Annotated in this window: 20 protein-coding genes; 3 read left to right on the top strand and 17 right to left on the bottom strand. The window is 35.5% G+C overall.

All coding sequences use genetic code 11. The annotated features are described in order from the left end of the window. Window positions 1–206: 206 nt before the first annotated feature. From G525_RS0110785 to G525_RS0110775, 3 genes are all read right to left on the bottom strand, one after another. A complete protein-coding gene (locus G525_RS0110785) occupies window positions 207–2,438 on the bottom strand; it encodes an alpha-L-fucosidase (RefSeq protein ID WP_027126186.1) in 2,232 nt (743 codons plus the stop codon). Window positions 2,439–2,641: 203 nt separating this feature from the next. Beyond that, window positions 2,642–3,799, bottom strand: coding sequence for a PepSY-associated TM helix domain-containing protein (locus G525_RS20745; RefSeq protein WP_035479489.1), 1,158 nt, complete (start codon window positions 3,797–3,799; stop codon window positions 2,642–2,644). Between the two features lie 63 nt (window positions 3,800–3,862). Continuing rightward, entirely contained in the window at window positions 3,863–6,217 is a 2,355-nt protein-coding gene (locus G525_RS0110775) for a TonB-dependent siderophore receptor (RefSeq protein WP_342662756.1), read from the bottom strand. 271 nt (window positions 6,218–6,488) lie between these two features. Here G525_RS0110775 and G525_RS21735 point away from each other — a divergent pair, with 271 nt between their 5' ends. Continuing rightward, window positions 6,489–7,499 (top strand): helix-turn-helix transcriptional regulator, encoded by a 1,011-nt coding sequence (locus G525_RS21735; RefSeq protein WP_051209889.1) that lies wholly within the window; start codon window positions 6,489–6,491, stop codon window positions 7,497–7,499. A 561-nt stretch (window positions 7,500–8,060) separates the two neighbouring features. After that, complete coding sequence (locus tag G525_RS0110765) at window positions 8,061–9,269, top strand: site-specific integrase (protein ID WP_027126184.1); 1,209 nt, start codon at window positions 8,061–8,063, stop codon at window positions 9,267–9,269. A gap of 201 nt (window positions 9,270–9,470) precedes the next feature. Here G525_RS0110765 and G525_RS0110760 read toward each other — a convergent pair whose 3' ends face one another. From G525_RS0110760 to G525_RS0110740, 5 genes are all read right to left on the bottom strand, one after another. Beyond that, window positions 9,471–11,669: a PepSY domain-containing protein gene (locus tag G525_RS0110760; protein WP_027126183.1), complete on the bottom strand. Its 2,199-nt coding sequence runs from the start codon at window positions 11,667–11,669 to the stop codon at window positions 9,471–9,473. Window positions 11,670–11,672: 3 nt separating this feature from the next. After that, window positions 11,673–12,167, bottom strand: coding sequence for a DUF2271 domain-containing protein (locus G525_RS0110755; protein WP_027126182.1), 495 nt, complete (start codon window positions 12,165–12,167; stop codon window positions 11,673–11,675). An 11-nt stretch (window positions 12,168–12,178) separates the two neighbouring features. Next, entirely contained in the window at window positions 12,179–13,669 is a 1,491-nt protein-coding gene (locus tag G525_RS0110750) for an ankyrin repeat domain-containing protein (protein ID WP_027126181.1), read from the bottom strand. Window positions 13,670–13,735: 66 nt separating this feature from the next. After that, complete coding sequence (locus G525_RS0110745; protein WP_027126180.1) at window positions 13,736–15,094, bottom strand: hypothetical protein; 1,359 nt, start codon at window positions 15,092–15,094, stop codon at window positions 13,736–13,738. Between the two features lie 19 nt (window positions 15,095–15,113). After that, a complete protein-coding gene (locus tag G525_RS0110740; protein ID WP_027126179.1) occupies window positions 15,114–17,525 on the bottom strand; it encodes a TonB-dependent receptor in 2,412 nt (803 codons plus the stop codon). A 130-nt stretch (window positions 17,526–17,655) separates the two neighbouring features. Between G525_RS0110740 and G525_RS0110735 the strand changes: the two genes are divergently transcribed. Continuing rightward, on the top strand, window positions 17,656–18,639 hold the full coding sequence (locus G525_RS0110735) for a helix-turn-helix domain-containing protein (RefSeq protein ID WP_027126178.1): 984 nt from the start codon (window positions 17,656–17,658) through the stop codon (window positions 18,637–18,639). Window positions 18,640–18,784: 145 nt separating this feature from the next. Here the strand turns inward: G525_RS0110735 and G525_RS0110730 are convergent, their stop codons facing one another. The 9 genes from G525_RS0110730 to G525_RS20735 form a co-directional block, all read right to left on the bottom strand. Beyond that, window positions 18,785–19,654 carry a nucleotidyl transferase AbiEii/AbiGii toxin family protein gene (locus G525_RS0110730; RefSeq protein WP_027126177.1) on the bottom strand — a complete coding sequence of 290 codons (870 nt, stop codon included), beginning with the start codon at window positions 19,652–19,654 and terminating at the stop codon, window positions 18,785–18,787. After that, window positions 19,655–20,458: a type IV toxin-antitoxin system AbiEi family antitoxin domain-containing protein gene (locus tag G525_RS0110725; RefSeq protein ID WP_027126176.1), complete on the bottom strand. Its 804-nt coding sequence runs from the start codon at window positions 20,456–20,458 to the stop codon at window positions 19,655–19,657. 311 nt (window positions 20,459–20,769) lie between these two features. Next, entirely contained in the window at window positions 20,770–21,306 is a 537-nt protein-coding gene (locus tag G525_RS0110720) for a hypothetical protein (protein ID WP_027126175.1), read from the bottom strand. 224 nt (window positions 21,307–21,530) lie between these two features. Continuing rightward, window positions 21,531–21,854: a DUF6730 family protein gene (locus tag G525_RS0110715; RefSeq protein ID WP_027126174.1), complete on the bottom strand. Its 324-nt coding sequence runs from the start codon at window positions 21,852–21,854 to the stop codon at window positions 21,531–21,533. Between the two features lie 11 nt (window positions 21,855–21,865). Continuing rightward, window positions 21,866–22,723: a relaxase/mobilization nuclease domain-containing protein gene (locus tag G525_RS0110710; protein WP_027126173.1), complete on the bottom strand. Its 858-nt coding sequence runs from the start codon at window positions 22,721–22,723 to the stop codon at window positions 21,866–21,868. Then, window positions 22,720–23,229 carry a mobilization protein MbpA gene (gene mbpA, locus G525_RS22670; protein ID WP_245577774.1) on the bottom strand — a complete coding sequence of 170 codons (510 nt, stop codon included), beginning with the start codon at window positions 23,227–23,229 and terminating at the stop codon, window positions 22,720–22,722. The genes G525_RS0110710 and mbpA overlap by 4 nt, the downstream gene beginning before the upstream one ends. Further along, window positions 23,213–24,067 carry a toprim domain-containing protein gene (locus tag G525_RS0110700; protein WP_084647746.1) on the bottom strand — a complete coding sequence of 285 codons (855 nt, stop codon included), beginning with the start codon at window positions 24,065–24,067 and terminating at the stop codon, window positions 23,213–23,215. The genes mbpA and G525_RS0110700 overlap by 17 nt, the downstream gene beginning before the upstream one ends. 265 nt (window positions 24,068–24,332) lie before the next feature. Beyond that, entirely contained in the window at window positions 24,333–25,529 is a 1,197-nt protein-coding gene (locus G525_RS0110695) for a primase-helicase family protein (RefSeq protein WP_027126170.1), read from the bottom strand. Beyond that, window positions 25,517–25,825: a helix-turn-helix transcriptional regulator gene (locus G525_RS20735; RefSeq protein ID WP_051209887.1), complete on the bottom strand. Its 309-nt coding sequence runs from the start codon at window positions 25,823–25,825 to the stop codon at window positions 25,517–25,519. The genes G525_RS0110695 and G525_RS20735 overlap by 13 nt, the downstream gene beginning before the upstream one ends. Window positions 25,826–25,839: the final 14 nt, after the last annotated feature.

The following is a 25,839-nucleotide window of genomic DNA, read 5'->3' as shown; positions in this document are numbered from 1 at the left end:
TCATGCTTTAATCCAAAATTAGGATTAAGCATGAATTATTTTTTGATTTAAGAAGTCATCCCCACAATCCTTTTGTTTGAAAGAGGTAAAGTAATTTCTTTTAGACCTCATCAATTCTTTTATTCTCCGTCTATTAGCAATCAGATTGGAGCCATTACCACAAATTCCAATAGTTAATTTCCTTTATGGAGAGCTTGTTCTATTGGTTATTTAAAAAAATCCAATTCTGCAATGGCTGCTTGTCTTTTGCCTCCTGCAATAGTTTTAGTTTCAATTCTAACAAATCGCGCACTAACCGCTTCTTTAAAATAGTGGGTTCTTTGGCTAGGATCATTTATAAGGTTACCAAACTCGAAGCTTTCAACCTCTTTCCATGATTTTCCATCACTACTTATCATAATCATACCCTGTTCTATCATGCCCTCTGAAATGCCTTTTGGTGGGGTATAGCCAAATGCTTTAAAGATCTCCACATGTCCTAAATCTAATTCTATAAAATGTGGTGCACCCTTTTCTCCAGATATCCAATAGGTATTTGGATCTTCATCTATCGCCAAACTGCCTTTATTATCTAAGGCCCAACTATCTTCTTTTAAAACTTTCCAATTGTTTTTGAGAATTCCTAAGGTTCTGGAAACCATACTGCCTTTTTGATTCTTCGAAAAAGCAGTTGCTTTTATCTCTCCTGGAGCAGCTAAAAAAGGAGCATCATACACTTCAGAATTTTCTGTAGGATCTGAACCATCTGTTGTAAAACGAATCTCTATACCGGAATTAATATTCCCTGAGATATCTTCGCCATGGGGCTTCCAGCCAAATTCGTGTTTTTTGGGATGTATACTGACCAAACCATCTAATGCTCTTGTAACACTTAATTGTGGAGGACGAGTTTTATAATAATGGGCACTTACATTTGAAATTGCAGGACTTAATCGTGATTCTAAAATACGAACTCTAAATTTATTTGAAGTTGTTTCAGGAAAACGCAGAATACGTTTATAGCCAATATTAGTAGCGGAGGCAATTTTTTGCCAAGCATTGTTGATCCATGCATCAACCTCATGTTTCTCTACACGTTCACCATGGGTTGTAATAGCTTCTTGAATGGCTATTCGGTTAATTGTCACCGGGCTTTTGGTTTCAATGATGATTTCTTTGAGGTCTTTATCCAACAGTTCGAAAGTTTTGGAATCTGCATCCAAAACACTTTTAACTCCAGCAGCATCAGCAAATAAATTAGTGCCGTAGGTATCCTTAATACGCTGTCCAACGTCTTCTAAAACCCCCACATCTTCAGATGAAAATTTTCCTTCTCTGTTAGGCGGGATATTTAATAATAAGGTGGCATTGCCGCCAACTGAACGTTCATACATATCAAAAACATCATCCGCACTACGTACCTTTTGCTTGTCTTCATCCCTATAAAACCAACCTTCGCGTATTGAAGTATTGATTTCTGCCTGTTGATAGTGCAAATATTTAGCGTCATAAAGTTTTGCTCTGCTCCCAATATCTTCTCCGGTAATATCAGCAAAACTATTCATGGCCAAAGGATTGTTTGCATACGGAATCACATTCCATTCCGTATCTCTTGTGGCGCCGGCCTCATTGCCACACCAGCGGATATCTTGCTTTCCAAAAATAACAGCTTCAGGCGCCAATGTGGTGATAAGTTCTTTCCAAGCCAAATAATTATATACTTGTCCGCCTTTACGTTTTGGATGTGCACCATCAAACCAAACTTCGTGAATTGGGCCGTATTCCGTGAGCAACTCGAATAGCTGATTTAGAAAATATTCATTATAATCATCTACATTAAAGGTGAAGGTAGTTTTATTTTCAAATGGTCGGCCGGCAATAGGTCTTGGGATGACACGGTCAGAATATTCACTTAAATTACCATATAATCCTTCTTTATTTTCAATTTGATATAAATCAGCTGGCGATAAATACACGCCTAATTTCAAACCGTATTTTTGACAGGATGCAGATAGTTCCTTTAAGATATCCCCTTTGCCATCTTGAAACCCTGTAGACATTATCCCGTGATCCGTGTATCGACTCTGCCAAAGTACGAATCCATCGTGATGTTTAACCGTGATAATCACCATCTTCATTTGGGCATCTTTCATAGCTTTACACCATTGGTCAGTATCAAGATTCTGAAGGTCAAAGATCTTAGGATCTTCCTTGCCATTTCCCCATTCCATCCTCGTGAAGGTGTTGGGACCGAAATGGACAAACGCGATATATTCATTTTTTAAAGCCTCATATTGATTTTTTGTCGGCACTACATGAGCAGCTTTAACTATTATGGATTCTTTAGTGTCAGTGGCCTCTATTCCAATAGTTGAACTGGGCGTCATTTGCTGACCCATGAGATCGTAACAGGAGCTGATGTATAACGTTAAAAGGGTGTAAAAAAATAAATTTTTCATTGCTATAACAATTGTTTCTTTAATACTTGCCAATTTCTCTTCTAAAATGAAATGGCTAATTTTAGGGAAAAGTTTCCTATGTTTACTTTAAAATCTTTGAAACAGGGGAAATCATGAGTAAAGGTATTGAAAAAAGTTAGTTATTAGCTGGGCACTTGTAAATGTGTTTCGCTCTACATAAGGTCATTTTGTGAATCAGCCGATTACGAAGGCTTTGTGTTATTTGCCGTTTTGGTTTTCCTATTCTTCTTTTTCAACTTATTAAGCCAAATTATAGTTCCTGTTACAGGTAAACTCGTACCAATTAAACACGCCAAGAAATAGATAATCTTTGAGAAGGTTCCAAAAATATCGCCGGTGTGCAATGGTTTGATTACCGATGCAATTTTGTCGTTTATAGGTTTTTCATCAAACCATTCTATTTTCAAAATAGATCCTTCGGTATCTATATAAATTTTATCAGAAGTAGAAGGTGACCAGTTGTTGGCACTATATTTTCTAAAACTATAGTAATTGCTTTTTGGGTTGGGAAACGTAACCGCAAGTTCACCCGGATAATTTAAAGATGCATTCGCTATTTCGATAGCTTTATCGTAAGAGATTACTTTGGTATTTGTTGAGTTTTTAAGTTGAAATTCAGGATTTGACCTGTCAAATATTTTAGTTCCCATAACATAACCTAAACCTTCCCGATATGCTTCAAAGGACCAACATAACCCTGTAATTGCCATGATAACCAAAAATATGCAGGCGTAAAAACCTAAGGTATTATGTAGATCATGATTGACCCGCTTCCACTTGGCATTGGTTTTTATTTTAAGGCCTGGTTTGATAGTTTTCCATTTTATCTTTTTAGGAAACCAAAGGACGATTCCTGAAATTGATAATAATAAAAAGATAATGGTGGCAACACCAACAATAGGCCGTCCTATATCAGAATCCAACAACAGCCATCTGTGCAGTTTAAACATGGTCAACATAAACTCGTCAGCTTTTGTTTTTTCCGCTTTATGGATCGCTTTCGTGTACGGGTTTACCAATACTTTAGTACCACGCTGTTCCTTTAAATTTTCTTTTACCATAAAAGCATAGGCCTCGTCCTTGCTATTGGGAATGGTTACTCCGGTTATAAAATAGTCTTTAGAAGCTTTTAACTCTTCGGCCAAGTCGTGCACGGATTGTTTTTCAGCAATAGCCTCCACTACAAAGTCATCCGCAAAGAACTCTTTTATTTCCTTTTCAAACACCAAAATGGTACCGGTGAAACAGACTATAAATAATATGATTCCGCTTGCTAAGCCTAGCCATAGATGCACATCATTTATAAATTTTCTAAAACTGTATTTGTTATTCTTCTTCATATATAAACGTGAGTTAAAAACAAAGTGCAACCAAATTTGATTGCACTTAAGATGGCTAATTGATTAAAATGAATAACTCAAGACGCCTGCGAAGTTCCGAGGGTCAGTTTGGTTAATATAACGGGTTCTATAAGCGTTATATCCAATCTTATCAAAGACGTTATTGAGTAGAAATCTTAAATTCCAATGAGAATTAATTCTGTAGGCGAGCTGAGCATTGACTTGGGTATAGGCTTCAACATCAAAGGGTTTTTGATTAGGTACAATCCCTTCGTGTGTCACGGCTCCAGAACTCCAATCGTTGATTGGGCGTTCTCCTGTAAAATAGATGCCAGCACCAATGGATAAACCCTCAAGACTTTCCTTGAAGCTATAGTTGGCATACGCATTAAACGTATGTTTTGGTGTATTTAATGGCGCCGATCCATAGACATAGGAGGTGTGTTCTTTATACTGCGCATCGATATAAGAATATCCGGTTATAACCTCTAAATTATCCAATAGCCGTCCGGTAAGCTCTACTTCGATTCCTTTTCGCTCATCATTACCTCCTTTTTGATAATATCCAGTAGCCACCCAATTCTCATCGTATACAGGTAAATTGATGTCTTTATTGTTAATTTTAAAGAAGGTTAAGTTAAAGCGCAATCTATTATTTAACCAATTGGTTTTAATACCTGTTTCGAATTGATCGAAACGTTCGTTGCCTAATTCGTTTCCATTGACATCTAAACGTGTTGCGGTTCTTGGGTAGGAACTATTGGTATAGGATGCGAAGACGTTTAAATTTTTAACTGGAGTAATAATAACGCCTCCCAACGGATTAAAGGCATCGCTTTGGGTCGTTTCTGTAGCGGTAATGGTTTGCGTCTTACTATAGCGAGCGCCTAAAAATGTTTTTATATAGTTGTTGAACGTAATGACATCTTGGGCCACAAAACCGATAGCTTTTGATTTTGCGCCTAACACTGTAGCTTCTGGAAAAATTAGATCATCGGGTAAATCATGTGAGTTTTGAGCAAAAACGTCTATCATATCTACATTGGAGATGCTCATTGATGAGGTACTGTAATTTGTTGTGCGATAATCAAAACCAACTTGAAACGTATGAGAAATTCCCCCGGTTTCTATGTCGTCACCTATTAAATCAAATTGTATGACACTATTGTCATCTTGTCGGGTCGAGACAGAATAGCCGCGATTTCTTTGGTTATAAATGGGTTCTCCGGCGCTGTCTTTAATGACATTTCCCAAACTGGCACCTTTATCGTCCAAATCTAAATTGGATTTGTAAAATGCACCATTGACACTCAATTTATCACTGAGGTCTCTTTTAAACCGTATGGCGTACGTAGTATTTGAAGTTAAAGATTTATCGTTGTCAAAGCCTAAAAACATATCGTGAGGCAAGTCGTAGATTTTATTTTCGTCATTTTCTCCAAGATTTACCGTGCCCAGGTCAGGCGTACGGCTATCTTCAAAATAATCCATTTCAACTGTAAACGTTGTTTTCTCATCTGGCTTCCATTCTAAGGAGGGGTTAATATAAAATCGGTCAGAAGACACCATAGCCCTATAGCTATCTGAACGTTCCAAGGCCGTATTGATTCTGAATGCTACTTTTTGGCTTTCTACTATGGGTCCGTAAACATCAAATGTCGATCTCGCTTGGCCATAACTTCCTAATCTTAAACCTGCATTTCCACCAAAAACATATTTTGGTGTTTTGGTCACAATATTTACAACACCACCCGGACTACCTAAATCAGTAGCCACACCTTGCGTGATGGATGCAGCACCTTTTAATACCTGAATATTGTCTACACCTTGCATGTCAGTAAGAATGCCAGTACCTCTAAAATCTGAGTGTACCCGAACCCCATTCTTTAAAATAGGGATGCCTCTAAAGCCACGTGAAGACATACTTTCTCTTTTATTGCCATACGTTGCAAAAGTGTAAACACCAGGCACATTTTTGGTGGCGTCTGAAATGGTCAAATTCCCTTGTTGTGCTATCAGCTTATCCGAAATAATAGAGATGCTCTGTATCTGCTCATATGGCGCCAAAGGCAAACGGGTCAAGGCCTCAATTTTATCGGGATGTTGAAATCGACTTCCAAAAATCTCAACTTCTTCCAATTGGGAATCATCGATCAATTGAAACGACAATTTTATGTGGTCGTTTTCATGTAGGGTCACTGTTTTGACGAGAGATTTATAGCCAACAAAGGACACTTTTATTTCATAATTACCAGGTGCTAAATTAGTCAACTCAAAAAAGCCGTTTTCATCGGCAGATGTTCCTTTGACAGTATTTTCAACAAGCACGGAAGCATAAGGAATTTGTTCGTGATTTTGATTAGTAATAGTACCAGTGATTTTTGATTGTGCAAATGACAATTGTATTGTCAGTAGCATAAAAAGACTTATATATTTGATCATAGTTGTTTAGGATTGTTTATAAAATTGAAAGTATGAAATAGAGAAGTGATTTTGGAATGTCATAGTTACAAACCATTTCTTTCACATGGGATAATTGTTTTTTTTATGAAATGAATACGGGTAAAACTTAAATATTTTGTCATCTCTTATTTTTATTTAGATTTATTATAAATAGATTTGGCAAAAATATAAAGAGACCCGCCATTAAAATATCGGAATTGGGACTAAAAATATCGGAAACCGTATTATGAATGTGAAATCAAAATTGATTGAACTTGATAGAATAATTTATAACGTTAATCTTTATGATGATAAGTTGATTGCGGAAAGAATGAGCAATCTGTCAGTAGAAAAGGACTTACATAAGGATTCGGAGATTTCAAGTAATTTAATTTACACTAAAGGATTATGTTTAATAGACACCTCCATAAAACCTAAACAACAATTAACGGATCAGATTTCTGTTTCAGAAGATTATATACAAATTTTCTGTATGATGGATGGCTGTTCCGTAGGAAGGAGATCATGCCATAAAAAATGTCAATTCAATTTGGGAATCATGCATCTGGTATATTGTAAGGGACTAGAAACCACATTGGAGATTGTTTCCCAAAAAAAATCGCGATACCTATCGGTGGTTATGAGTCGGAATTACTATTTAAGTTTGTTTTTTCATGAACCTTGGATTCGCCATTCTAAATTTTACAGATCAGTAATGGAGGAAAAGACCGTGGGATATGGAGAGATTACCTGTCCGTTAGATAGCTCTTCAAAGCGCGTTTTAAATGAACTGATGTTGCAGGGATTCCCTAAAAGACACGCAAAGCACTTGACCGATTTAAAATTAAAGGAACTGTTTTTGCACATTTTGATCAAATTTTCTGAGGCAATAACCAACAAAACCAGTATAAACAGAGAGGATTATGAAAAAATAGAGGCCGCAAAGGCTTATATTACATTGCATTTTGATAACCCGCCGACGGCAAAGGAACTTTCAAGGATGGTTTTTTTAAATGAACTAAAATTAAAGCAGGGATTCAAACAATTATATAACACCTCAATATATGCTTATGTGATCCAATTGAAAATGGAAAAAGCACAAACTATGTTGGCAGAAAAACACACCGTTCAGGAAATGGCGGAAATATTGGGCTATAAAAGTGTCTCTCATTTTATAAGTACCTTCAAGAAAACTTTCGGGTATACTCCAAAACAGGGGTTATTGGAACAAAATGAAAAATATACTGGCAGGAATTAATAGAACGAAGGTTGAAAATTTCAATGCACTGAAGGTGCCCGATAGTAAAAGTGAGAAATCTCCATTTTATCCCATAACTTTTTAATTCACTATTTGAGTGATCGTTATTTTAGATTTACCTCAAATGGAATATTCAAAAAATTGTCATAAAGCAGCTATAGATTGCATTTGGGGTTTTGTCACAGCCTCAACTAATCAAAAAAATGAGAACAGCTAATTATTTGAAGATATAAGATTAGATGAGGATGTGATGTTGCTTTGAGCGGTTCTTTATACGTTTATAAAAGGAATTTGATGGGTGTTAATTCGTCATAATCCAAAGGTATTTGAAACAAAAAAGCCGCTACTTTCGTAACGGCTTTGTTTGCTCCTCTTCTTGGGCCCGAACCAAGGACCCTCTGATTAACAGACAATTAATTTCAGTTTTCATTTGTCAATATTTGGCTTCTTATCAACTGATAATCAATATTTTATAGTTTTTAGTTTTGTTTTTATTTTCATTTGATTTACCTTTAAAAGGCAATTTGTTGTACAGATGTTGTACTGATTTATTCTAAACCTATGGCAACCGTAAAAACCGTATTAAGAAAAACAAAGCTCGCTGATGGCAGTTACCCCATCTCTTTGAGGGTATCTAAAGATAGACATTCGAAATTTTTTCAAACGATATTCAGATCTTTTCCGAATGAATGGAACCAAACAACGGGTAGTTTCACAACTAAGAATTCAAATAGCACCCAGAATAACAGGTTACTTCTAAAATTTAAGGACAGAGCTTTAAAAATCCTTTCAGAACTCGAAATGGAAAAGAGTGATTTCACCTTGCGAGACTTTGAGAATCGTTTTAGAATTGTATCTAATCCCGTACAGCAAAATGTTTTTTATTTCTGGGATGAGATTATTGGCGAAATGATCTACGCAGGAAGAACAGGAAATGCAAAAGTAAATAAAGATACTTTTGAATCTTTAAAAAAATTCAATAAGAGTACCAGACTTAACTTTACAGAAGTTACTCCTTCTTTTTTATATAAATATGAGGCTTTTTTAAGGTCGCGAGGCGGAAGTGATGGAGGCATAGGTGTGCGGATGAGGACAATTAGAGCGCTATACAACTTCGCCATTGAAAGAAACATTGTGAAAGAACAGGATTATCCCTTGAAGATATATAAGGTCTCAAAACTTAAAGGTAAAAACCTAAAAAAGGCTTTATCAATAGAGGAAGTCCTAAAAATTAGAGATCTGGACTTAAATAAATATCCATCGTTTATTAATTCCCGAAACTATTTTATCTTCAGTTTTTATACTAGAGGTATGAATTTTGCCGACATGATGAAGCTTGAATGGAAAGACACTGACTTCGACAACATCTATTATACGAGATCCAAAACAAAAGGACATTTTAAAATTAAGATTGTTCTCCCTGTTCAAGAGATACTGAGCTATTACAAACAGTTATCAACAGGTACTAATTACGTATTTTCAATTCTTTTGAAAAACAGCTTAACCCCATCACAGCTAGAGAATAGAAAACATAAAACCCTTCAACGTTACAACAAGGAATTAAAAGAGATTGCGGAAATATGTGAAATCAATAAACCCTTGAGCAGTTATGTCGCTAGACATAGTTTTGCAAACTGTTTAAAACAAAAAGGAGTCGCTACCGATATAATCAGTGAATCTATGGGTCATCAAAATCTTGCTGTCACGCAAGCTTATCTCAAAGAGTTTGACAATTCCGTTTTAGATGATGCGATTGAAATATTGGTTTGAGAGAAAAATATGTTTAATCAATTACACGTAACATAGGGCCACAAAGTATGTTCTATTAGTATTTGTTCATTTGTTAAAAATAAGTACTCGTAAAAAAATCGTGGAAGAACTAATTAAAAATCGATTAAACTCTGAATATCATTTTTTTTATAGATACTCTAGGCCTCCACTTGATTGTACCCTAAAGTTCAAAAGAGCGATTTAATAACAATCTGTTAAAATTTGTTCTTTCTTCTTGTACACTTCAATTGAATGTAGTCCGTTTCTATTACAAATCTTTTCCAATAGAACAAAGATGTCATTACGCATAGTAATTGATCCACAAATCATTATTATTCCTCCAGACGCAAGTGTTTTTGAAATCTTTTTTTCATCTTTCTCAATTAAATCTTGAACATAGTTATTGGGGTTTTCCTCCTTGGAAAAAGCAACATTATATTGTTGCAAGGTCTCTTTTTGCAAAGCTTCCAAAATTTGTGGCCTATATAATTCTTCGGAAGTTTTTGTTCGCGTCCCCCAATATAAGGATTTAGAAGCCTTTGTTTTTATATGAATCATGCCTAAAAATGGGGCTATTCCAGTCCCATTAGCTATAAATATTATATGTTTAGCCTTTTTAGGTAAATGAAAGTCCTTATTTTTTTTAATTCTTACGTTTAGTTCTTGATTTGGCTTTAAATCGTTTAAATAATTTGAGCAAATACCATGAGAGTGTTTTTTTATACTCAATAACAAATCTCCATTTGCATTTTTACCAATAGAATATAACCTTTCGGCAGTCTCGTTGGGAGGTGTAATGCCTAACAGATCTCCTGGCACAAATTTTCTTCTGTTTTTTGCTTTTAATGTGAGTTTAAATGTCTCATCATATTCATCGATGATGCCTTGTTTGTCAATCACTTTAAAAGAAGTTTCTTTCAGTTTCCTGGGAGATAATTCATTTTGGATTTCTAAGTTCAAATTCAAAGAAGTAGCCCATTTTAAAACCCATTGTCTAAACTGTTCATAATTCTGATTGTGAATTAATAAAGGACTTTCAGACGGAACATTAATCTTATCTTGTGATAAAATTTGACTATGAATACTTTTAGCAAATTCACAAAATTTTGGATAAGAAAAAGAACCTAAGCCAATAACATGACAAGTAAAAGGTTTAGTGATTTTTATTTGTTGAAGTTTGTTTATAAATAAATGAGCATTACTTGGTGGTTCTCCTTCACCGTAAGTTGAAGTGATTATGATTAAATGCTCGATATTAGAATAATTGGAGTAGTTGTTTAAGATGTCTAAAAACACTTTTTCACCTGATTTTATCAGAGATTGCTGCACTATTTTTCCTAATCTTTTTGTGTTTCCGTTCTCCGAACCTACCAAAATAATGAAATTGGCTTGGTTAGCGCTGTATTTGTTTTTAGTTTTAGATCGTAATCTTTTAAATGTAATCATACTTCCTGAATACATAAAGTACAAAATAGAGAGTGCGCTTATCAACAAAACTAAAGACCAAATAACACTTCCTGCTCCTGTGTGCAGATTAAAACTTAACACGGCTAAGTCTTTGGTAAAAGGATAATTGGTTGTTTGTACAATCTCTCCTGTTTTTTGATGAATTTTAAGCTCTTTATCCTGTAAGTTTAGTACGAAAAAGTCGTCTTCATCTGTAGAAAAAGGAAATTCTAATTTCTTAACATCCTTTAATGTCGTGTTCTTAAAAATAGGGAAATTAGAAAATGGAATTATAGGCTTTGAAACTAATATTTGCTGGGTAACAATGGCTTTCATTTCTGGTAATAATAGAAACCTGTCCATAGACAAATAGGTTCCAGATAAAGCTAAAATTATAATAGGAATTAACAACAATCTCCCCAAAACTACATGGTTGTACTGTATAGACTTATCATTTATAATTTTTGAGCAAAACTTTAAAAGCCCACCTTGTCTTTTAATTGCTAATAACAAGCCTGTAATGGCTATTAAAAATAATAAAAAACAAGTAATACCTACAAAAACTCTTCCAGGGGTTTTTAAAAATAAGGAACGATGGAAATTGGTTAAAAATTCAAAAAAAATATTTTTAGTTGGAATGTTAGCAATTTTACTTCCATCAAAAGGATTTATGAAAAACTGTCCGCCAACATTGTCATCCATGCTAAAAACACTTGCTTTCACAAAATAATTTTTATCTACTTCAAAATCTAAAACCTCATCGTATTTGCTTTTTAAAGTTTCTACTAATTTAGCTACTGAAACATCTTCAGCATTTTTAATATAATATGGCTGTAGTTTTTCCTGAATGGGCTCGAAAGTCAAAAATGCGCCTGTAACAGTCGCCAAAAATAGGAATAAGAAAGAAGACACAGTCAAATAAAAATGACTGTATCTCCATATTTTGTTGAGCATAGTTTATTTAGTTGGCATAATTCTAACGTAACGTATATAACCTATTCCTTCAAATTTATTTTGAAGATTTTTGCTATCTAACAAAATTTCTAAATCCTTCTCATAATAATTTTGATTTTCTACAGAGGTTTCGAATCTTAATTTATATCCCTGGTTTAAATACCCCTCGTTTAATTGAAAAGCAAAAACAGATCGTTCCCCTCCAGCAATGGTCGCACCTGTAATTGCATCTACATTAGTGTTTTCAGTATTTTCAAAAAACGGCCACCAGCTCCGAATGTCTGGATACCACTTTTCATCATCACCGAGAATTTGTAAAGTCTTTACATACTTATTATTTTTATCTACTAGGGATACAATAACGTAAGCACCTTCGCCTTGATAGTTTTTTAACTGAACCATACATTTATACTTTGAAGAGGGTTCGGTGTTCTTCACGGTAGTAAAAGCCAAAAATGAAAAGCATATTACCAAAAGAATATATTTAGAAAATTTCATGTAAATCTAATTTAAGATGGTTTTAAAAAAATAATTTTCGTTTTGTTCAATAGCTCGTTTTCTTGAGCCAAATCATAAGCACTTTCGTCAAAATCGGTAAGCATATTTTTGTCAGCTCCTTGATTGATTAAAAGTTGTAATAATTTTTCGTCAATAGCTTTCATGGCAGCTAAATGTAAAGGCGCTAATCCATCACTGTTTTTTTGATTAACATCTGCTCCTAATTCTAAGGCTTTTTGAATCAAATCCTTTTCTCCCTTAGCGATAGCAATGTGTAAAGTAGATTCCTTTTTTGAAGCGTTTTTAAATGATACACCAGCAGTGGTTAAGGCATTTTCAAATACTCCAAATCGCTCCCTATTTCTATGACTGTAAGCATTAAATAAATGATAAAACAAGTTGTTTCCATCAGCATCTACAATATGCACATTGGCTCCCTTTTCTTTTAAAAATTCAAAAGCTTCTAAGCTCAAAGCTCTTGTCGAATAAGTAATAGCAGAAAATCCTTCTTTATTTTGCTGGTCGATGTTTTTAATTAACGGAGCTAATTTTCGTAATACTAAAAGATTATTACTTTTAGCAGCATTTAAAAAAGCAGTGTTTCCTTCTTTATCCATTTGATGGCTGTCTATTCCTTTTTTGATAAAAAAATCTACAATGCTTACATCTTTTGTATTTGATGCAATATTGTGCAATGCATTTTCCCCATTGTGGCTCGTTAAAGTCATATCCAGATCTAGACTGTCTAAGTATTGATAAACTTCTAATGGATTGCTATAGCCTCTTCCTCCATGACTTGCAAAAAGTACTAGGTTTTCTCCTTCTGTATTCAATTTTTTATCATCGAAACCTTGATCAATATATTTTTTCATCAAATCTATATTTCCTCTTTTGGCAGCATAGAATAAAATGTTGTTTCCTTGTATATCTGTCGCATGGACATCTACTCCTTTTTGCTGAAAATACTTTATAGCTTTTCCATCTTTACTATGTGGGGCTGACAATAAAATAGCATTAGCACCTGCTCTGTTGGTTTGATTTAAATCAACACCATTGACTACCATAAAGTCATAAATATCTGGGTTGAAATGACCAGCATTTACAGTAAATGTAAACCAATCAAACCCGTGGCTACCTACTACTTTTGTATCTGCACCTTTACCGATCAATAATTTCATAATTTCTAAATCACCAGCAGAACCTGCCCACATTAAATAGCTTCTTCCATCATGAGTTGATTTATTGACGTTGTTTCCTGGTAAGGACAATAAATATTCAACAGTTTTTACCGGAGCCTTTGCCATTATAGCAAAACAAACGGCATCAAAAGCTGCTGGATTAGGTGTTATAGGGTCGTTACCTTCTTTTATTTTTTGTTTTACAGTAGCAACATTGGGTTGGGTTTCCCAAAAAGTTCTGTCGTGAAATTGGTTAGTGCTTTGCGGACTTTGAGCAAAAATAAAAACAGGAGTTAATAGCAGTAAAATAAGTGATTTTCTCATTATGATTTTTATTAGTAAAGTCCCTTTCCAAATATTCAGAAAGAGACTTACAGTTATCTTTTAGAGTTAGAAAGTTCCAATAAAGTGACTTCCTGCTACGTTTTGTAATTTAGCACCTTTAGTAACTTCTCCTGTTTCTGTTTCAACAATGTAAATATTTCCATCTTTACCTACAGGAGCTTGGGTTAGGTATATTTCTGTTTCATCAACGGCAAAACCTTGGTATTGGAAGAGGTAGAAATCTGGATCATAAGGAATAGCATCCAGTTTTTTCGCTGTTTTAGCATTCAAATCTATAAGCGCAAAAAATCCTTGAGCACCAGCGACACCTTCCACAGAACCAGCATGACGGTAAGCTAATAAGGCTTTTCCATTTGCCGCTGGTCTCCAAGCAAGCACATAAGCATCTTCAACACCTAAAGCATCGCTTAAGTTAAACTCGTAAGAATTATCATATTTATTATCTGCACCAATTTTTAAGATGTGAGAACCGTTTGGATCACTTTGGTTTGCTTGATACACGCTTCCGTTGTATTCAAAAGCATTAATACTACGATATCCGTTGGTGTTTCCGTTTCCTACAGCAGACGTGATTACAGTTGGATTTAATAATGATGGGTAGTCTAATACAATGGTTTTAGAGCCTAAAATTTCGTAATCATTCTCACTTTCCGCAGTAGCAGGGTCAACCTTGCTTAAACGACCCCCAATGTACAATTTATCTCCCGCAGCATTTAAAACAGGCATATCAATTCGAGAAAAATAATAACCGTTGGCTTCTTCTTCCGCACTTAAAGGGATACTATGCTCTTCAAAATTATTTATTGAAGAGTTCACCAAGTCTAAAGTAACCACGCCTATTTTAGCATTTGTACGGATATACCTATCGTCGGTCACATCATTTGGTGTGCCATTGTCGTTAATTTCATGTTCTGTTGATACATATACAGCTGCCCCCGTTTGATCGCCATCAAATAATTTAATCCATCGTGGAGCTGATCCTACATAAGGTGCGATACTAATTTCTGAACCTGTTGGTGTGAAATTTTGGCCACCTTTAACCGTATATTTAGAATAATTACCACCTGTATCACCTGCATAGCTAATGTTAAATATAGTGTTGCCATCTTCAGAAGCTTGTAATCTGGCAGTTCTATTTGACGGTACGATAAATCCATTATCAAAAGGTTCAACAGTCTTAGTAGGGTCTTTTGCGTCTTCGCTGCTAATTGCATAAATTAGTGTGCCTCCATTTCCATCTCCGGGGTTACTTCCCATTCTTGCGGCTGCTATTGTGATCCATCGATAATCATTGGGTTCTGGGTTAGGGCTTTTGCTAACGTCATCACTGCTGCAAGATGTCGCTAAGCCAACAGAGGCTACAGCTAATATTAATGTTTTGAAATTTAAAAAATTACGTGTCATTTTTGGTTTTGTTTAAGTGTTAAAAATTATTGATTTTGTAATTAAGCTTTAGGTAAAAAGCTCGACCTGGTTTTTGTACAGATAGATTATCAAATACGGGTTTGTCAAAGATGTTTTTGATATCAAAACTCATCACAAACGTGTTGCTGGGAAATGCGTAACTAAGTCCGATATCTTGTGATATTTGTTGGGGAACTTTAAAAAAATCATCACCTACTGTGTTTGCCCCCTGAATGTTCAAGTATGAAAACTTATCAGTAAAATACATGGTGTAGAATAGATTTAATCGTGTGTGTTTTTTAATTACATCTTTAAAGGAATAATGTAAACTACCATTCATAGTAAAAAATGGTGTGTTAGGAACGTCAATATCGATTCCTCTGTTTTCGATTTTTAAATTGAAACGAGAAAGATTAAAATTAAGTCCGAAATTGTTATCATAAGTGTAGTTCAATTGTGCGTCTATTCCTTTAGATGTGCCACTTCCTTGATTTACATATAATATTAAGTCCTTATCCACATTTAATGAGGTCTCGATAGGCAAGCCAATTCTGTCTTTAATATTTCGTGTGAAAAGATTGGTTGAAATAGTAAATTGATGGTTTTTAATTTTAAACGATCCAAATCTAAATCCTAAGTTGTAGTTGTTGCTTAGTTCAGGATTAATCCCTGGATTTGCGACGACATTATCTCCATCATTACCAAACACTTCGGTTTCATTGGGTAATCGTACGGCTTTTTCTGCGGAGGTTAATAGTGCAAGGTTTGGAATAACAGCATAAGAAGCGGCAAAGCCATAGCCATCATAGGTCTTATTACTACTTATAATTTCGTCCACTATTATATTTTGTCCATTTGAGTTTTTTTCAATAGCAGGATCACTACTAATTGTTTTTTGTTGATAATGCTTCCCAAATAAACTAACTTTTAGTTGGTCTTCTATGGCTGTTAATTCATAGCTTAAAGAATAAATGTTTTTATGTAAATCCCTTGTGGCTTTAAATGTATTTTCCAAAACAGACTTCAAAGCATCACTATCGTCTCTGTCAATGCCGCTATACACATGGTTTAATAAAAACTTATGTTGCTCGTTAACAGCATAGGACAAGCCAGTTCTAATGGAAGCTACCTTTCTATTAATTTTGGCCAACGTAGGACCGCCTTCTTGTTGAGAACCCCATGAATACTTATATTCATTTCCTCTAAAATCAATAGCCTTTTCGCCATTCCAACTATATGCCCAAGCGACGGTGTCATTTACTGCGCGATTTCTTTTGCCGTATACACCATGTACATTTAAATCCAAGCCTTTGGCGAGAAGATCCTTCTTTTGGTAGCTTAGATTTGCCAACATAGCATCCGATTCCAAAAACCGTCCTTTGTATGGCATAATGGTCATAAAAGCACCATGTTGCACCTCTTTATAATCATCAGAAGCCGTGAAGCCCACAAAAAACTGATCTGCCCATTTGACATCGGTAAACCCAATTTGTGCCATACCACCAGTAGATCTATAAGCATCATTAAACCTTCTGGCGGTAATAGGGGTTTGTACACCTCCCAAACCGGTAACCAAAACACTTCTGTCTGAAACTTTATAATCATTATCAGAATAATTATGAAAAAGGGAAGCTTTTACAGTAAAACCAGATTGTTTAAAACGATATAAAGCATTAGCGTTGGCTTGTAAGGTGTTAAACGACCCATAAGAAAGTGAGGCATTAAGATTGTTTTTCACATCATTATATAAGACGATATTAATGGCTCCTCCTAAAGCATCGTCTGCCAAATAACCAGGAACTACCCCTTTGTAAACTTCAATATTCTTAATCATTGAAGCAGGAATGCTGTTGAGACTAAATGAAGAACCATATGTAGAAATAGGGATTCCATCGATAAAAATTCGTACCGCATTCCCAGATAATCCATTAAGACTATAGCTGACGTTTGAACCTAAACCACCATTTGTCCGAATTTTTACACCAGCTGTAGTGTTTAATAATTCGTTTGTTTGAACATTACGCAAACTGGCCTCTTCCGTTTTTATAACATTTACAGCAAAGCCTTTCTCTTCAGTTTTACGCTTTTCAGTTTTACCTTTAAGAAATATTTGTTTTAAACTTTCAACTTTTTCTGTTAAAGCAAAGTCTAGTGTAAAGTTTTTATTCGTTGCGTTGTTATTAAAACTTACTTCTTTAGATTGCGTTACAAACCCCATATAAGATGTCTCAATAATATGGATCCCCTCAGGGATATTACTAAGGGTATAGTTGCCGTTTTCATCGGTAATTGTTGCCCGTAAATTTTGATTAACAACAACAACAACAACAGTAGCTCCAAATAGGGGTTGCCCTGAATGATCCACTATCTTTCCCGAAATAATATTTTTGTTACCTTGCGAATAGGCAGATAGCGCGATTGCAAAGGACAAAAAAAACAATTTTATATTCACTTATCTAGAATTAGTCTTAATTAAAATAATACTTACATTTGCAAAGGTCTCTTATTAAGACTGATTCTTAATAACGCAAAGGGAAGTTATTATAACGTAAAAGGCATAAATGGAAATTCGATTTAAAAGCTCTGAATGCAATGGCAGGGAATTAGTAAAATGTTTTAATAAAGACTTTGAAACCTCCTATTTATCAGAAACTGAATATTGTGAATGCAAACAATCGGGATTAGGCACAGTAAAAGAAATACATCTAAACAAAGCATTTGTCCTTTTCCAAAGTCATACTATTAAAAAATTAGAAAATCACACCATACAAGTTGCTCAAAACTTTCCTGTTTTTTTACTCCAAATAGTGATTGACGGAGAAGTGACTTTTTCTTTTAATGAGAATACATGTACGGAGTTTAATTTAAACAAAAACATGTACAACCTATTTTATATTCCAGCTTCAAAAAATCTGTACAAATATCCTAATCATAAAAAAAGTATTTTAAATATTTATTTTACTGCGCCTTTTCTAGAATGTAAGATGGGGAACTGTTTCTTAAAAAATTCTAAAAAATATCAACAAGCAAAACAAGAGAATAAGCTTTGCTCATTTTTTAATAAAGGTTTGGTGTTAAACAGTCAACTAAGAACTATTGTAAATGATTTTCTTAATTGCTCTTATAGTGGAGTTATAAAGCAATCATATTTAGAATCTAAATTAACAGAATTGTTATTGATAGCAGTAGTATCAGGTGATTCTGAACCTGTGATTAATGGATTAAGGAAAGAGGAAAGAGAGAATTTAATAAGAATAGAAAACTATATTCAGACTCATTTAAAAGAAGAATTAAGTATAAAAAAACTATCTGAGTTAGCTGGTTTTAATACATCAAAATTTAAAACTGCATTTAAACAAGTTTATGGAATTCCCGTATTTAAATATATAACCGCTCTAAGGATTGAAAAAGCGATGCAGTTGATTTCAGAACACGATCATACCATTGCTCAAGCTTCATACGAGGTAGGCTATAAAAACCCACAACATTTTACAGTTGCTTTTAAAAAGAAGTTAGGGTATTTACCTAGCCAATTAATTAAGTAATGGATATTGGGAGAAGGTAATTACTACTTCAAGAATATCATAATGAGTTTTAAAATCTATTGAGTATAAAGCAAAGGAAGAGGCTAACACGCTACGAATAATTAGTCCGATGCCATATTATATGAACGCTCATATTTGAGCTTTCTTATTTTCGCGGTTTATCATTAGGTAGATACGTTTTAATACGCTCTGCAATTATTTCTATTATTTCGTCTGCACTAGGTTGATGGGCTTCTGTAATTTGGTGGGCTACACTGGTGCTCCACGCACGTTTTACATTTGCTATTTTAGAAGCGTCTATGAGATCATCAGGCGATTCATATGCCAGTTTTTTATGCATCATTTTTTTGACAAAAACAGGAATGACCATTTTCCAATTTTCCTCTGAAAATTCTTGGGTTAAATGATATAGGTCGTAAAAATCTCTTGGTGCGGTATAGGAGCGTTGTTTTAATGCCCTTAGTTTTTCGGAAATCACTTCATTAATGCTGTAACATCTAATTTGATTTTCGCCCATTAAGGTGTCAGAATAGGGATGCATAATATCTAATGTCTCTGTATCCAATAACATTATTTCATCAGTACTGATTTCCAATTTTATTTTAGTATGCCAACGGTTTGGAGGCAATGGCCTTTGGTTTTTAGAATGGTTGGCTCCCCAGTATTTTATATACACTTGATACCCTTTGGGTTCATCCTGAAACATCAGAGGTTTTATTTTGTCTACAAGAAATAGAATGCCCGTGTTTTCCTCTGTAGTTTTAGCTATGTTTTGTAGTGTTTTTTGGTCTAACACAAAATTTTTATCTAAAGCCGTAAAATCCAAGTCTTCTGAAAATCGGTAATTTTCAATGTAACATTTACGCAAACATGTGCCACCTTTAAAGACCAACTCATCTTTATAATGTGCTATGAATGCCGATAGAAAATGCCCCAATACATAATCTTTATCTACAGTATCAGGTGGCACTTTCCACTCTTTGGCTTTTTCTATAATCTCTTTCTGTAAAATCATTTAATACTCGGTTTGCGCCATTTGCAATAAATCTTCTTTGCTAGTGTTTAATCGCAGTTTCCATTCACTTATAAATTCTCCTTGTTGCAATCCGCCGGCATCCATTAAATTATACTTTTGGTTGACTTGTGTTTTGGCATACTTGATAAAACTCTGCAACTTATCATTATGAAATAATGTTGTCAAATAGCCCATACGTTTTGTCAACGCTATGTTATCATAAGCCTTGGTGTAGGCTATTAATTTGTTGTTTGTTAACTTGGCATTAGCAACCGCTTTTATGACATCAGCAAAATCGCCAGCGTAACGAGGTTGGTCAAAGCAATCAACCAAGGTCATTTCTATATCGGTGATATTAAAACTGTCATCTCCATACCCTTTCTGAATCACTCCTATGTTCTTGTCTTCTTTTACAGTAACAAATTTTACAGTAGAACCCAATATTTGTGTATCTCTTTTTCGTTGGGTAGTTTTAAGGAATAAGGTGTTAGGGAAACGTTCTGTCAAACCATGATAGTGCAACGCTGTCCAATAGGCAATGGCACTATTTGAGCTTATATAGGTGGCCAGTACATTTATATTGTTGTAATTGGGCTTAGCATATACGCCGCGTTCTATACGGTTTAACATGCCCTTTTGGTATAAATTTTCTACCAACTCGTTTATATTGTTAGCTAGATGTTTAGGCAATTGTGAAGTCAAGTCCTTCAGATTAAAATAAAGGAGTTCATAATCATCCAAATACTTTAATAAAGCCATTTGATCTTCGTTTAGACTTTCTGATATGTATGTCCCTTTTGCCATTACCTTTTACGTTTCAATAGACCCTAAATAATGGGGTCTATCGTTACACGAATGGTAAAAATAGATTATTCTTTTTAAAACTCACTAATAAAATGGAAAAATTACATTAATTATAATTTGAAAACTCGGATTAGAAGACCTGTTTTGATAGTATGTTTTAGATTTACCATCAAAAGGATTGAGCTGTTGCCATAAAAATCTTACAGGTTTTCAGCATATTACAAACCGAATTTTATATATTTAAAGTTCCCTCCCATTGTTACTTAGCGAATTCCACCATAACCTAATGACTAAATATGCTAAAAAAAACACTATTCTTCACAAACAAATGTTCTATCACGACCTCTAATGAGCAACTTGTAATGATATAAAGCTCTACCTAATTCATGTCTATCACTTGTTTTGTTTAAATCAAGTTTTTGTGTTGAAGCCTTGAATCGAAAAACGTAAGGATTTTTCTTCTGTTCCTTTCGCTCTATTTTATCATCTTGATTATCCGTACTTAACCACAATCTAAAATCATCATTTGTAGGATATATTTTTTTATAGCGCCAAAGATTAAGCTCATCATCCGTTAATATCGGACATAAAACACTGTCCGACAGCACCTTTAAAAGCTCAAGTTTTCTTAATTTTCTTCTATATTTTAATTTTCTTCCGCTCCTATAACCCGTACGCTGCGCTGCTTTTGAACTTTCGCTACTTGTTTTAGGCTCCAGATTTACACCTTCGGAAAATATTCTTACACCTTTATCAATTAACGTAAACTCTTTTTCATCTCTCTCCTTTTCCACAATAGCCCATCCAATCGAGTTAGTCCCTAAATCCAATCCTAATATTTTTGCCATGATGTTTTAATTTTCAACAGTTTCAAGATACAAATTAACTTGAATCTACCGTGCGGGAATCCGCATTGTTATATTTGAAATATTTTGCTATATTTGAATCAGATTAAAACTTCTAATCTTTAATCTTATCACAATAAGGCTATATGCCGTAGATGAAAATCTTTAGTCCTGCTTCGGTGGGACTTTTTTATTTAAAATAAGTACACATTTTAAAAATAAATATATTACCTTAAATAACTTATCACCAAAAACACCACCGCCCCACCTCCCAGAACCAAACTCACCATAAACACCACCACCGCCCAATTTGGATAAATTTTGGCCTGCTTAATTGTAGTGTTAAAATGATTTTCAAAACGCTCAATCGCTTTAATGTTGGAGATCAATTGCTCTTGATGGGATTGGATAAGCGTTTTATATTCCATAATGTCCATCTTAATTTTTGTCTCTTTTAATTGCTCATTAAGTTTCTCCAACTTTTCCAAGCTGTTTTTAAAGTCGGTGGTCTCATTGACCAAAAGCGCGGTAAATTCTTCAAGTTTTGTCATGATCGTTTTATTTAATAGGACAGTCCCTGTTGTATGGTTTTCTTGATTAAGAATTTGGTCAGTTTGAATGCCAGTTTGGGCGCCAATCCTACCGTGTTTCCAGCAAACTTCACTCCCACCGTATTATTCTTTAAATTCTTGGCTATTTCAATACCGCCCATTTGTTTGCCGATATTGCCTATGGACATGTTGCGGTGGACTTCACTACCCTTTAAATTGTGCCCATCAAACTGAAACCGAAAGCCTTGTAGATTGTTTTGCTTATTTATGGTTGGGATCACTTTTACGCCATTGGTTTCCATATCTTTTATGTAGGCATCAAAGGATTTCGGTTTAAACTGGGTCATGGTAAGGTCATGTCTGCGCTTGATCTCGGTGCGGATTTCCTTTAGGTTCAATTCCTTTTCAAATTGCACCTGTTTGACGGTGGTAAGCCCCATCTTTTCGGCGACTTTTTCTGCCGCCAACTGGCTCCGTTTCCCTATAAAACTGTCATTGTAGGCGACGCCCCTAAAATTAATACGGTTGACATATAAATGGATGTGCTTATGTTCTTTGTCCTTATGCACAAAGGCGATGGCCTGACGCTCGCCGAGTTTCATCTCGTGGATGAACCGTTTGGCAATATCCTGCAGTTTGCTTTTATCCAGTTTTCTGCCATCATCTATTGTGGGGCTCAGGATAAAGGACAGGGTGTTCTTGGTACAGTTATGATTAAGATCCTGGATCATTTTGAATTCTCTGGTGATTTCCGCTGGGGAATCGCCATGCAAAAATTCCTTGAGCACGATCTCGGCATCCTTTTCCTGGTTCCAGCCATAGGCCATCGATGCCCGGGTGTGTGATATGCTTTTGCCCTTTCCTATCATGATTGAAATTTTTTGAGATGTGCCTTGATTTCATTGGCCAGGGCATATACCGATTCGGTCAGTTTGGGATTCCGTTTTCTGTACATGTTCCCAATAGCCTTAAAATTATTATGGTATTTGATCATCATTTTATAAAGTTTGATGTGTTCCTCGCTAAAACGTTCCGTAATTTCCTTATCGAATACGGCACGCCGGATATACTCGCTTAGGCTCAATCCTGAAGACGATGCCTTAATTGTCAAGAGCTTCTTTTCGTAGATGGAACATCTGAACTTGACCAGATCACTTTTCCCCTTAAACACCCGTTTTTTTTCTTTGCGACCTTCGGGAGCAAACGAGAATGTGGCCACAGACACACATCTCGAATTCCTACCCAGAATAATTTCCATTCCATTGGCATCCTCTTCCAGATCCAATTCCACACTTTCAGAATGTTTGAGCAAATGGGCAGGAATCTTTAGATACTGCTGCTCCCTTTTTCGTTCAATCTCATCCTTTTCTCTCATGGCACAAAAAATCGTTTAAATCCTTATGGTTTTTATAACCATCACTTTTATCCAGGACATGGCGATATTTATTTGTTAAATAAAGGGTGATATTTCTTCCTGCTTCATCATGATCTAAATAGAGACCAATCACTTCATAGTTTGAAAAATGCACTTCAACATCTTTGACAAACGCAACGGAATTCAAAACCAAAACATCTGAAACCTTTATCAAATTTTCGTTTAAGACGGCCAGCGATAACAAATCAAACATCCCTTCCAAAACGATCAGCTGCTTATTGTTGTTTCGGAGATAGGTATAGGATTTAGGGCTACATCCATTCTTGAAAATCCTATTGCGCAATTCCCATCCACCGTTGTCGTTCCGTAACCCAATCGTAAAAAACTTAGAGTTCTTAAAACTGTACCACACTTCATGGCAATAGACCTTCGCAATAGGTAATGGAATCCCTCTCAGGTTCAAATACTGGATCAGTGCGGGATGGATGATGTCCTGTATTTTGGTAATGCTGATTCCTGTTTGATTTTGACTAAAATCTGGTTGCTGATGAAAAGAAAAAGAAGGCCAATCTTGATTCAAATACGCCAGAGCTTCCTTCACAGGACATTTCAAAATCCTAAAGACCAAATCAATCACATTGCCTCCACTCCCTTCGCCATGGTCATACCATCGGTTGCTGGTTTTGGAAACTTTAAAAGAGGCTTGGGTTTCTGACCTGAAAGGACTCAGAAACCAAGCTTCTTTTTCCGCTGTCTTTTGGGGAAAGTGCCCGAGTTTTGCCAGCGCCCTTCCGATGGGAAAAGCTCGGGCTCTTTCACAGTTTATTTTTCTTTTCATCAGCCAGTTTGTTTTAAACCCAGTATTTACAACCCATTTAAAGCTTAGTTTTTTTTTGATGACAAAATGATGACAAAACGATGACAACCTAATCCCTTATATTTACTGGGCTTAATCACTATCTGTCATCGTTTCATCAAAATAAAACATAATATGCAAGGTGTTTTCTCTCTACATCGGCACATACTGTCGAAAATGATGAAAACTGTTTCTATCACCCACAAACATTGGAGTCCCTTGTCATCGAATCACGATATCATTTTTTCTAATCCTCTCCAAAGCGTTTTAATAAAAAATCTTTTTCTATTGAATAATACCTTCCTTTAGCATCGGTAAACCCCATTCCGCCCTCCTGCCAGATCATTAATTTTTTATAGCCCATGGAATTATCCTGATTGGTCAATTTCCAGTCCTTTTTTAAGATATGCCGCAACTGGGTAAGATCTGTCCTGATCCGGGTCCGATTTAATAGGTTAAGGGCATCCAATGGGCATAATTGTATCGCTTGCTCCTCCAAGGTGTCCATGGCATTAAGAATAATGCTGGCTAATTCCTTTTCCACGCGGTTTCTGTTGTTGGACATTAAATTTTCCAAAGCTTGGGTCCTGATCTGTGCTGGCGTGAACCACATGCGGGTCAATTGTGGACTGGTGAGTTCCCTCTGTTGCAAGTGATGTAGGAATTCCGGCAACTCTGCATCCAGATAGTCTAAAAACCTTGTGTCCTCCTTTTTAAGCGATGGGATCTTCAATACCCAAAAACGGGTCTCGTTACTGTCGATCTTTATAAAGTTGTCCTCATTGTTGCTGCAGAGAATGAACTTCCCAAAAAATTCTATCTCCCTTTTATCCTTCCCTTTGGCTTCTACCTTATTGAAATTGGTCGTGCTCAAGTATTTGATGCGTTCGGTGAGTTCTTCTTTGTTGAAAAGCACCTCGTCAATGCAGATCAGGAGCTTGTTCGCCCAATCGGCATTGAACTGGCTGCTGAAGCTGTCGTTGGTCAAATAGGTCATGTTATTGTCGAAAAACATTTTGAGCCATTTTAGGAAGGTGGTCTTGCCCGTAGAACGCTCTTTGGACACCAAACAGAGAATAGGCAGGACCTGAATCGGACGCTCAAATAAAAGCTGCAAATAATCTAGGCCCAAGTTCAACTGTCCACCAAAAATATGTTCCAATAGTTTTAAGGTGTAAGGAAACTCCCCTTCTTTTGGTTGATGGGGCAAGGGCGAATAGGTATTATAAAATCCGTGCCATTCCCTTACAAAGTTTAAGTGGCTGGGAATGCAGGTAAATCCATCATATCTTTTGATCGTTCCGATAAAGTTCCTTCCATGATCTTGCCGGATGGTTTCCATGTTCCAGGGCACAAGAGTTTCGTTGAACTTTCCGCTGATAGTTGGGACATATACCAATTTATAGTAGGCGGTGCCAACCCGTATGTATGTCAAGTCTTCCATGATCCGGATTTTTTATGGTTCAGCAATTGTTCATTGAACCGCTGTTCCAGAAATTCGTCCGATAGATTGGGTTCTCCCAGAAGCCAGGCGTCGATTTTTTCCTTGTTAAAGAAAAGCTGCCGTACATGCCTGTTCTTCCCCGCCGGTATCAATTTTAACTGCGAGAGTTTGTAGATCTTGCTTTTGGATAATCCTGTATATCTGACAAGGTCATCGATGTTGTATACTTTTTTTGTGTGGGAAAGCAGCCCTTTGATATCCTGCAACAATTCCACAACATGTTCTTGCTCATTCATAATCTTTTTATTTA

It is taken from the genome of Gelidibacter mesophilus DSM 14095, assembly GCF_000423005.1.
Classification (GTDB): Bacteria; Bacteroidota; Bacteroidia; order Flavobacteriales; family Flavobacteriaceae; genus Gelidibacter; species Gelidibacter mesophilus.
Note: the sequence above shows the minus strand (reverse complement) of the source record. Positions and strands in the feature narration are given on the sequence as shown.

What these genes read in the sequence shown, in the direction of transcription:
- G525_RS0110785 (WP_027126186.1), bottom strand. Translation starts at nt 2,438, where the DNA reads ATGAAAAATTTATTTTTTTACACCCTTTTAACGTTATACATCAGCTCC.
- G525_RS20745 (WP_035479489.1), bottom strand. Translation starts at nt 3,799, where the DNA reads ATGAAGAAGAATAACAAATACAGTTTTAGAAAATTTATAAATGATGTG.
- G525_RS0110775 (WP_342662756.1), bottom strand. Translation starts at nt 6,217, where the DNA reads ATGCTACTGACAATACAATTGTCATTTGCACAATCAAAAATCACTGGT.
- G525_RS21735 (WP_051209889.1), top strand. Translation starts at nt 6,489, where the DNA reads ATGAATGTGAAATCAAAATTGATTGAACTTGATAGAATAATTTATAAC.
- G525_RS0110765 (WP_027126184.1), top strand. Translation starts at nt 8,061, where the DNA reads ATGGCAACCGTAAAAACCGTATTAAGAAAAACAAAGCTCGCTGATGGC.
- G525_RS0110760 (WP_027126183.1), bottom strand. Translation starts at nt 11,669, where the DNA reads ATGCTCAACAAAATATGGAGATACAGTCATTTTTATTTGACTGTGTCT.
- G525_RS0110755 (WP_027126182.1), bottom strand. Translation starts at nt 12,167, where the DNA reads ATGAAATTTTCTAAATATATTCTTTTGGTAATATGCTTTTCATTTTTG.
- G525_RS0110750 (WP_027126181.1), bottom strand. Translation starts at nt 13,669, where the DNA reads ATGAGAAAATCACTTATTTTACTGCTATTAACTCCTGTTTTTATTTTT.
- G525_RS0110745 (WP_027126180.1), bottom strand. Translation starts at nt 15,094, where the DNA reads ATGACACGTAATTTTTTAAATTTCAAAACATTAATATTAGCTGTAGCC.
- G525_RS0110735 (WP_027126178.1), top strand. Translation starts at nt 17,656, where the DNA reads ATGGAAATTCGATTTAAAAGCTCTGAATGCAATGGCAGGGAATTAGTA.
- G525_RS0110730 (WP_027126177.1), bottom strand. Translation starts at nt 19,654, where the DNA reads ATGATTTTACAGAAAGAGATTATAGAAAAAGCCAAAGAGTGGAAAGTG.
- G525_RS0110725 (WP_027126176.1), bottom strand. Translation starts at nt 20,458, where the DNA reads ATGGCAAAAGGGACATACATATCAGAAAGTCTAAACGAAGATCAAATG.
- G525_RS0110720 (WP_027126175.1), bottom strand. Translation starts at nt 21,306, where the DNA reads ATGGCAAAAATATTAGGATTGGATTTAGGGACTAACTCGATTGGATGG.
- G525_RS0110715 (WP_027126174.1), bottom strand. Translation starts at nt 21,854, where the DNA reads ATGACAAAACTTGAAGAATTTACCGCGCTTTTGGTCAATGAGACCACC.
- G525_RS0110710 (WP_027126173.1), bottom strand. Translation starts at nt 22,723, where the DNA reads ATGATAGGAAAGGGCAAAAGCATATCACACACCCGGGCATCGATGGCC.
- mbpA (WP_245577774.1), bottom strand. Translation starts at nt 23,229, where the DNA reads ATGAGAGAAAAGGATGAGATTGAACGAAAAAGGGAGCAGCAGTATCTA.
- G525_RS0110700 (WP_084647746.1), bottom strand. Translation starts at nt 24,067, where the DNA reads ATGAAAAGAAAAATAAACTGTGAAAGAGCCCGAGCTTTTCCCATCGGA.
- G525_RS0110695 (WP_027126170.1), bottom strand. Translation starts at nt 25,529, where the DNA reads ATGGAAGACTTGACATACATACGGGTTGGCACCGCCTACTATAAATTG.
- G525_RS20735 (WP_051209887.1), bottom strand. Translation starts at nt 25,825, where the DNA reads ATGAATGAGCAAGAACATGTTGTGGAATTGTTGCAGGATATCAAAGGG.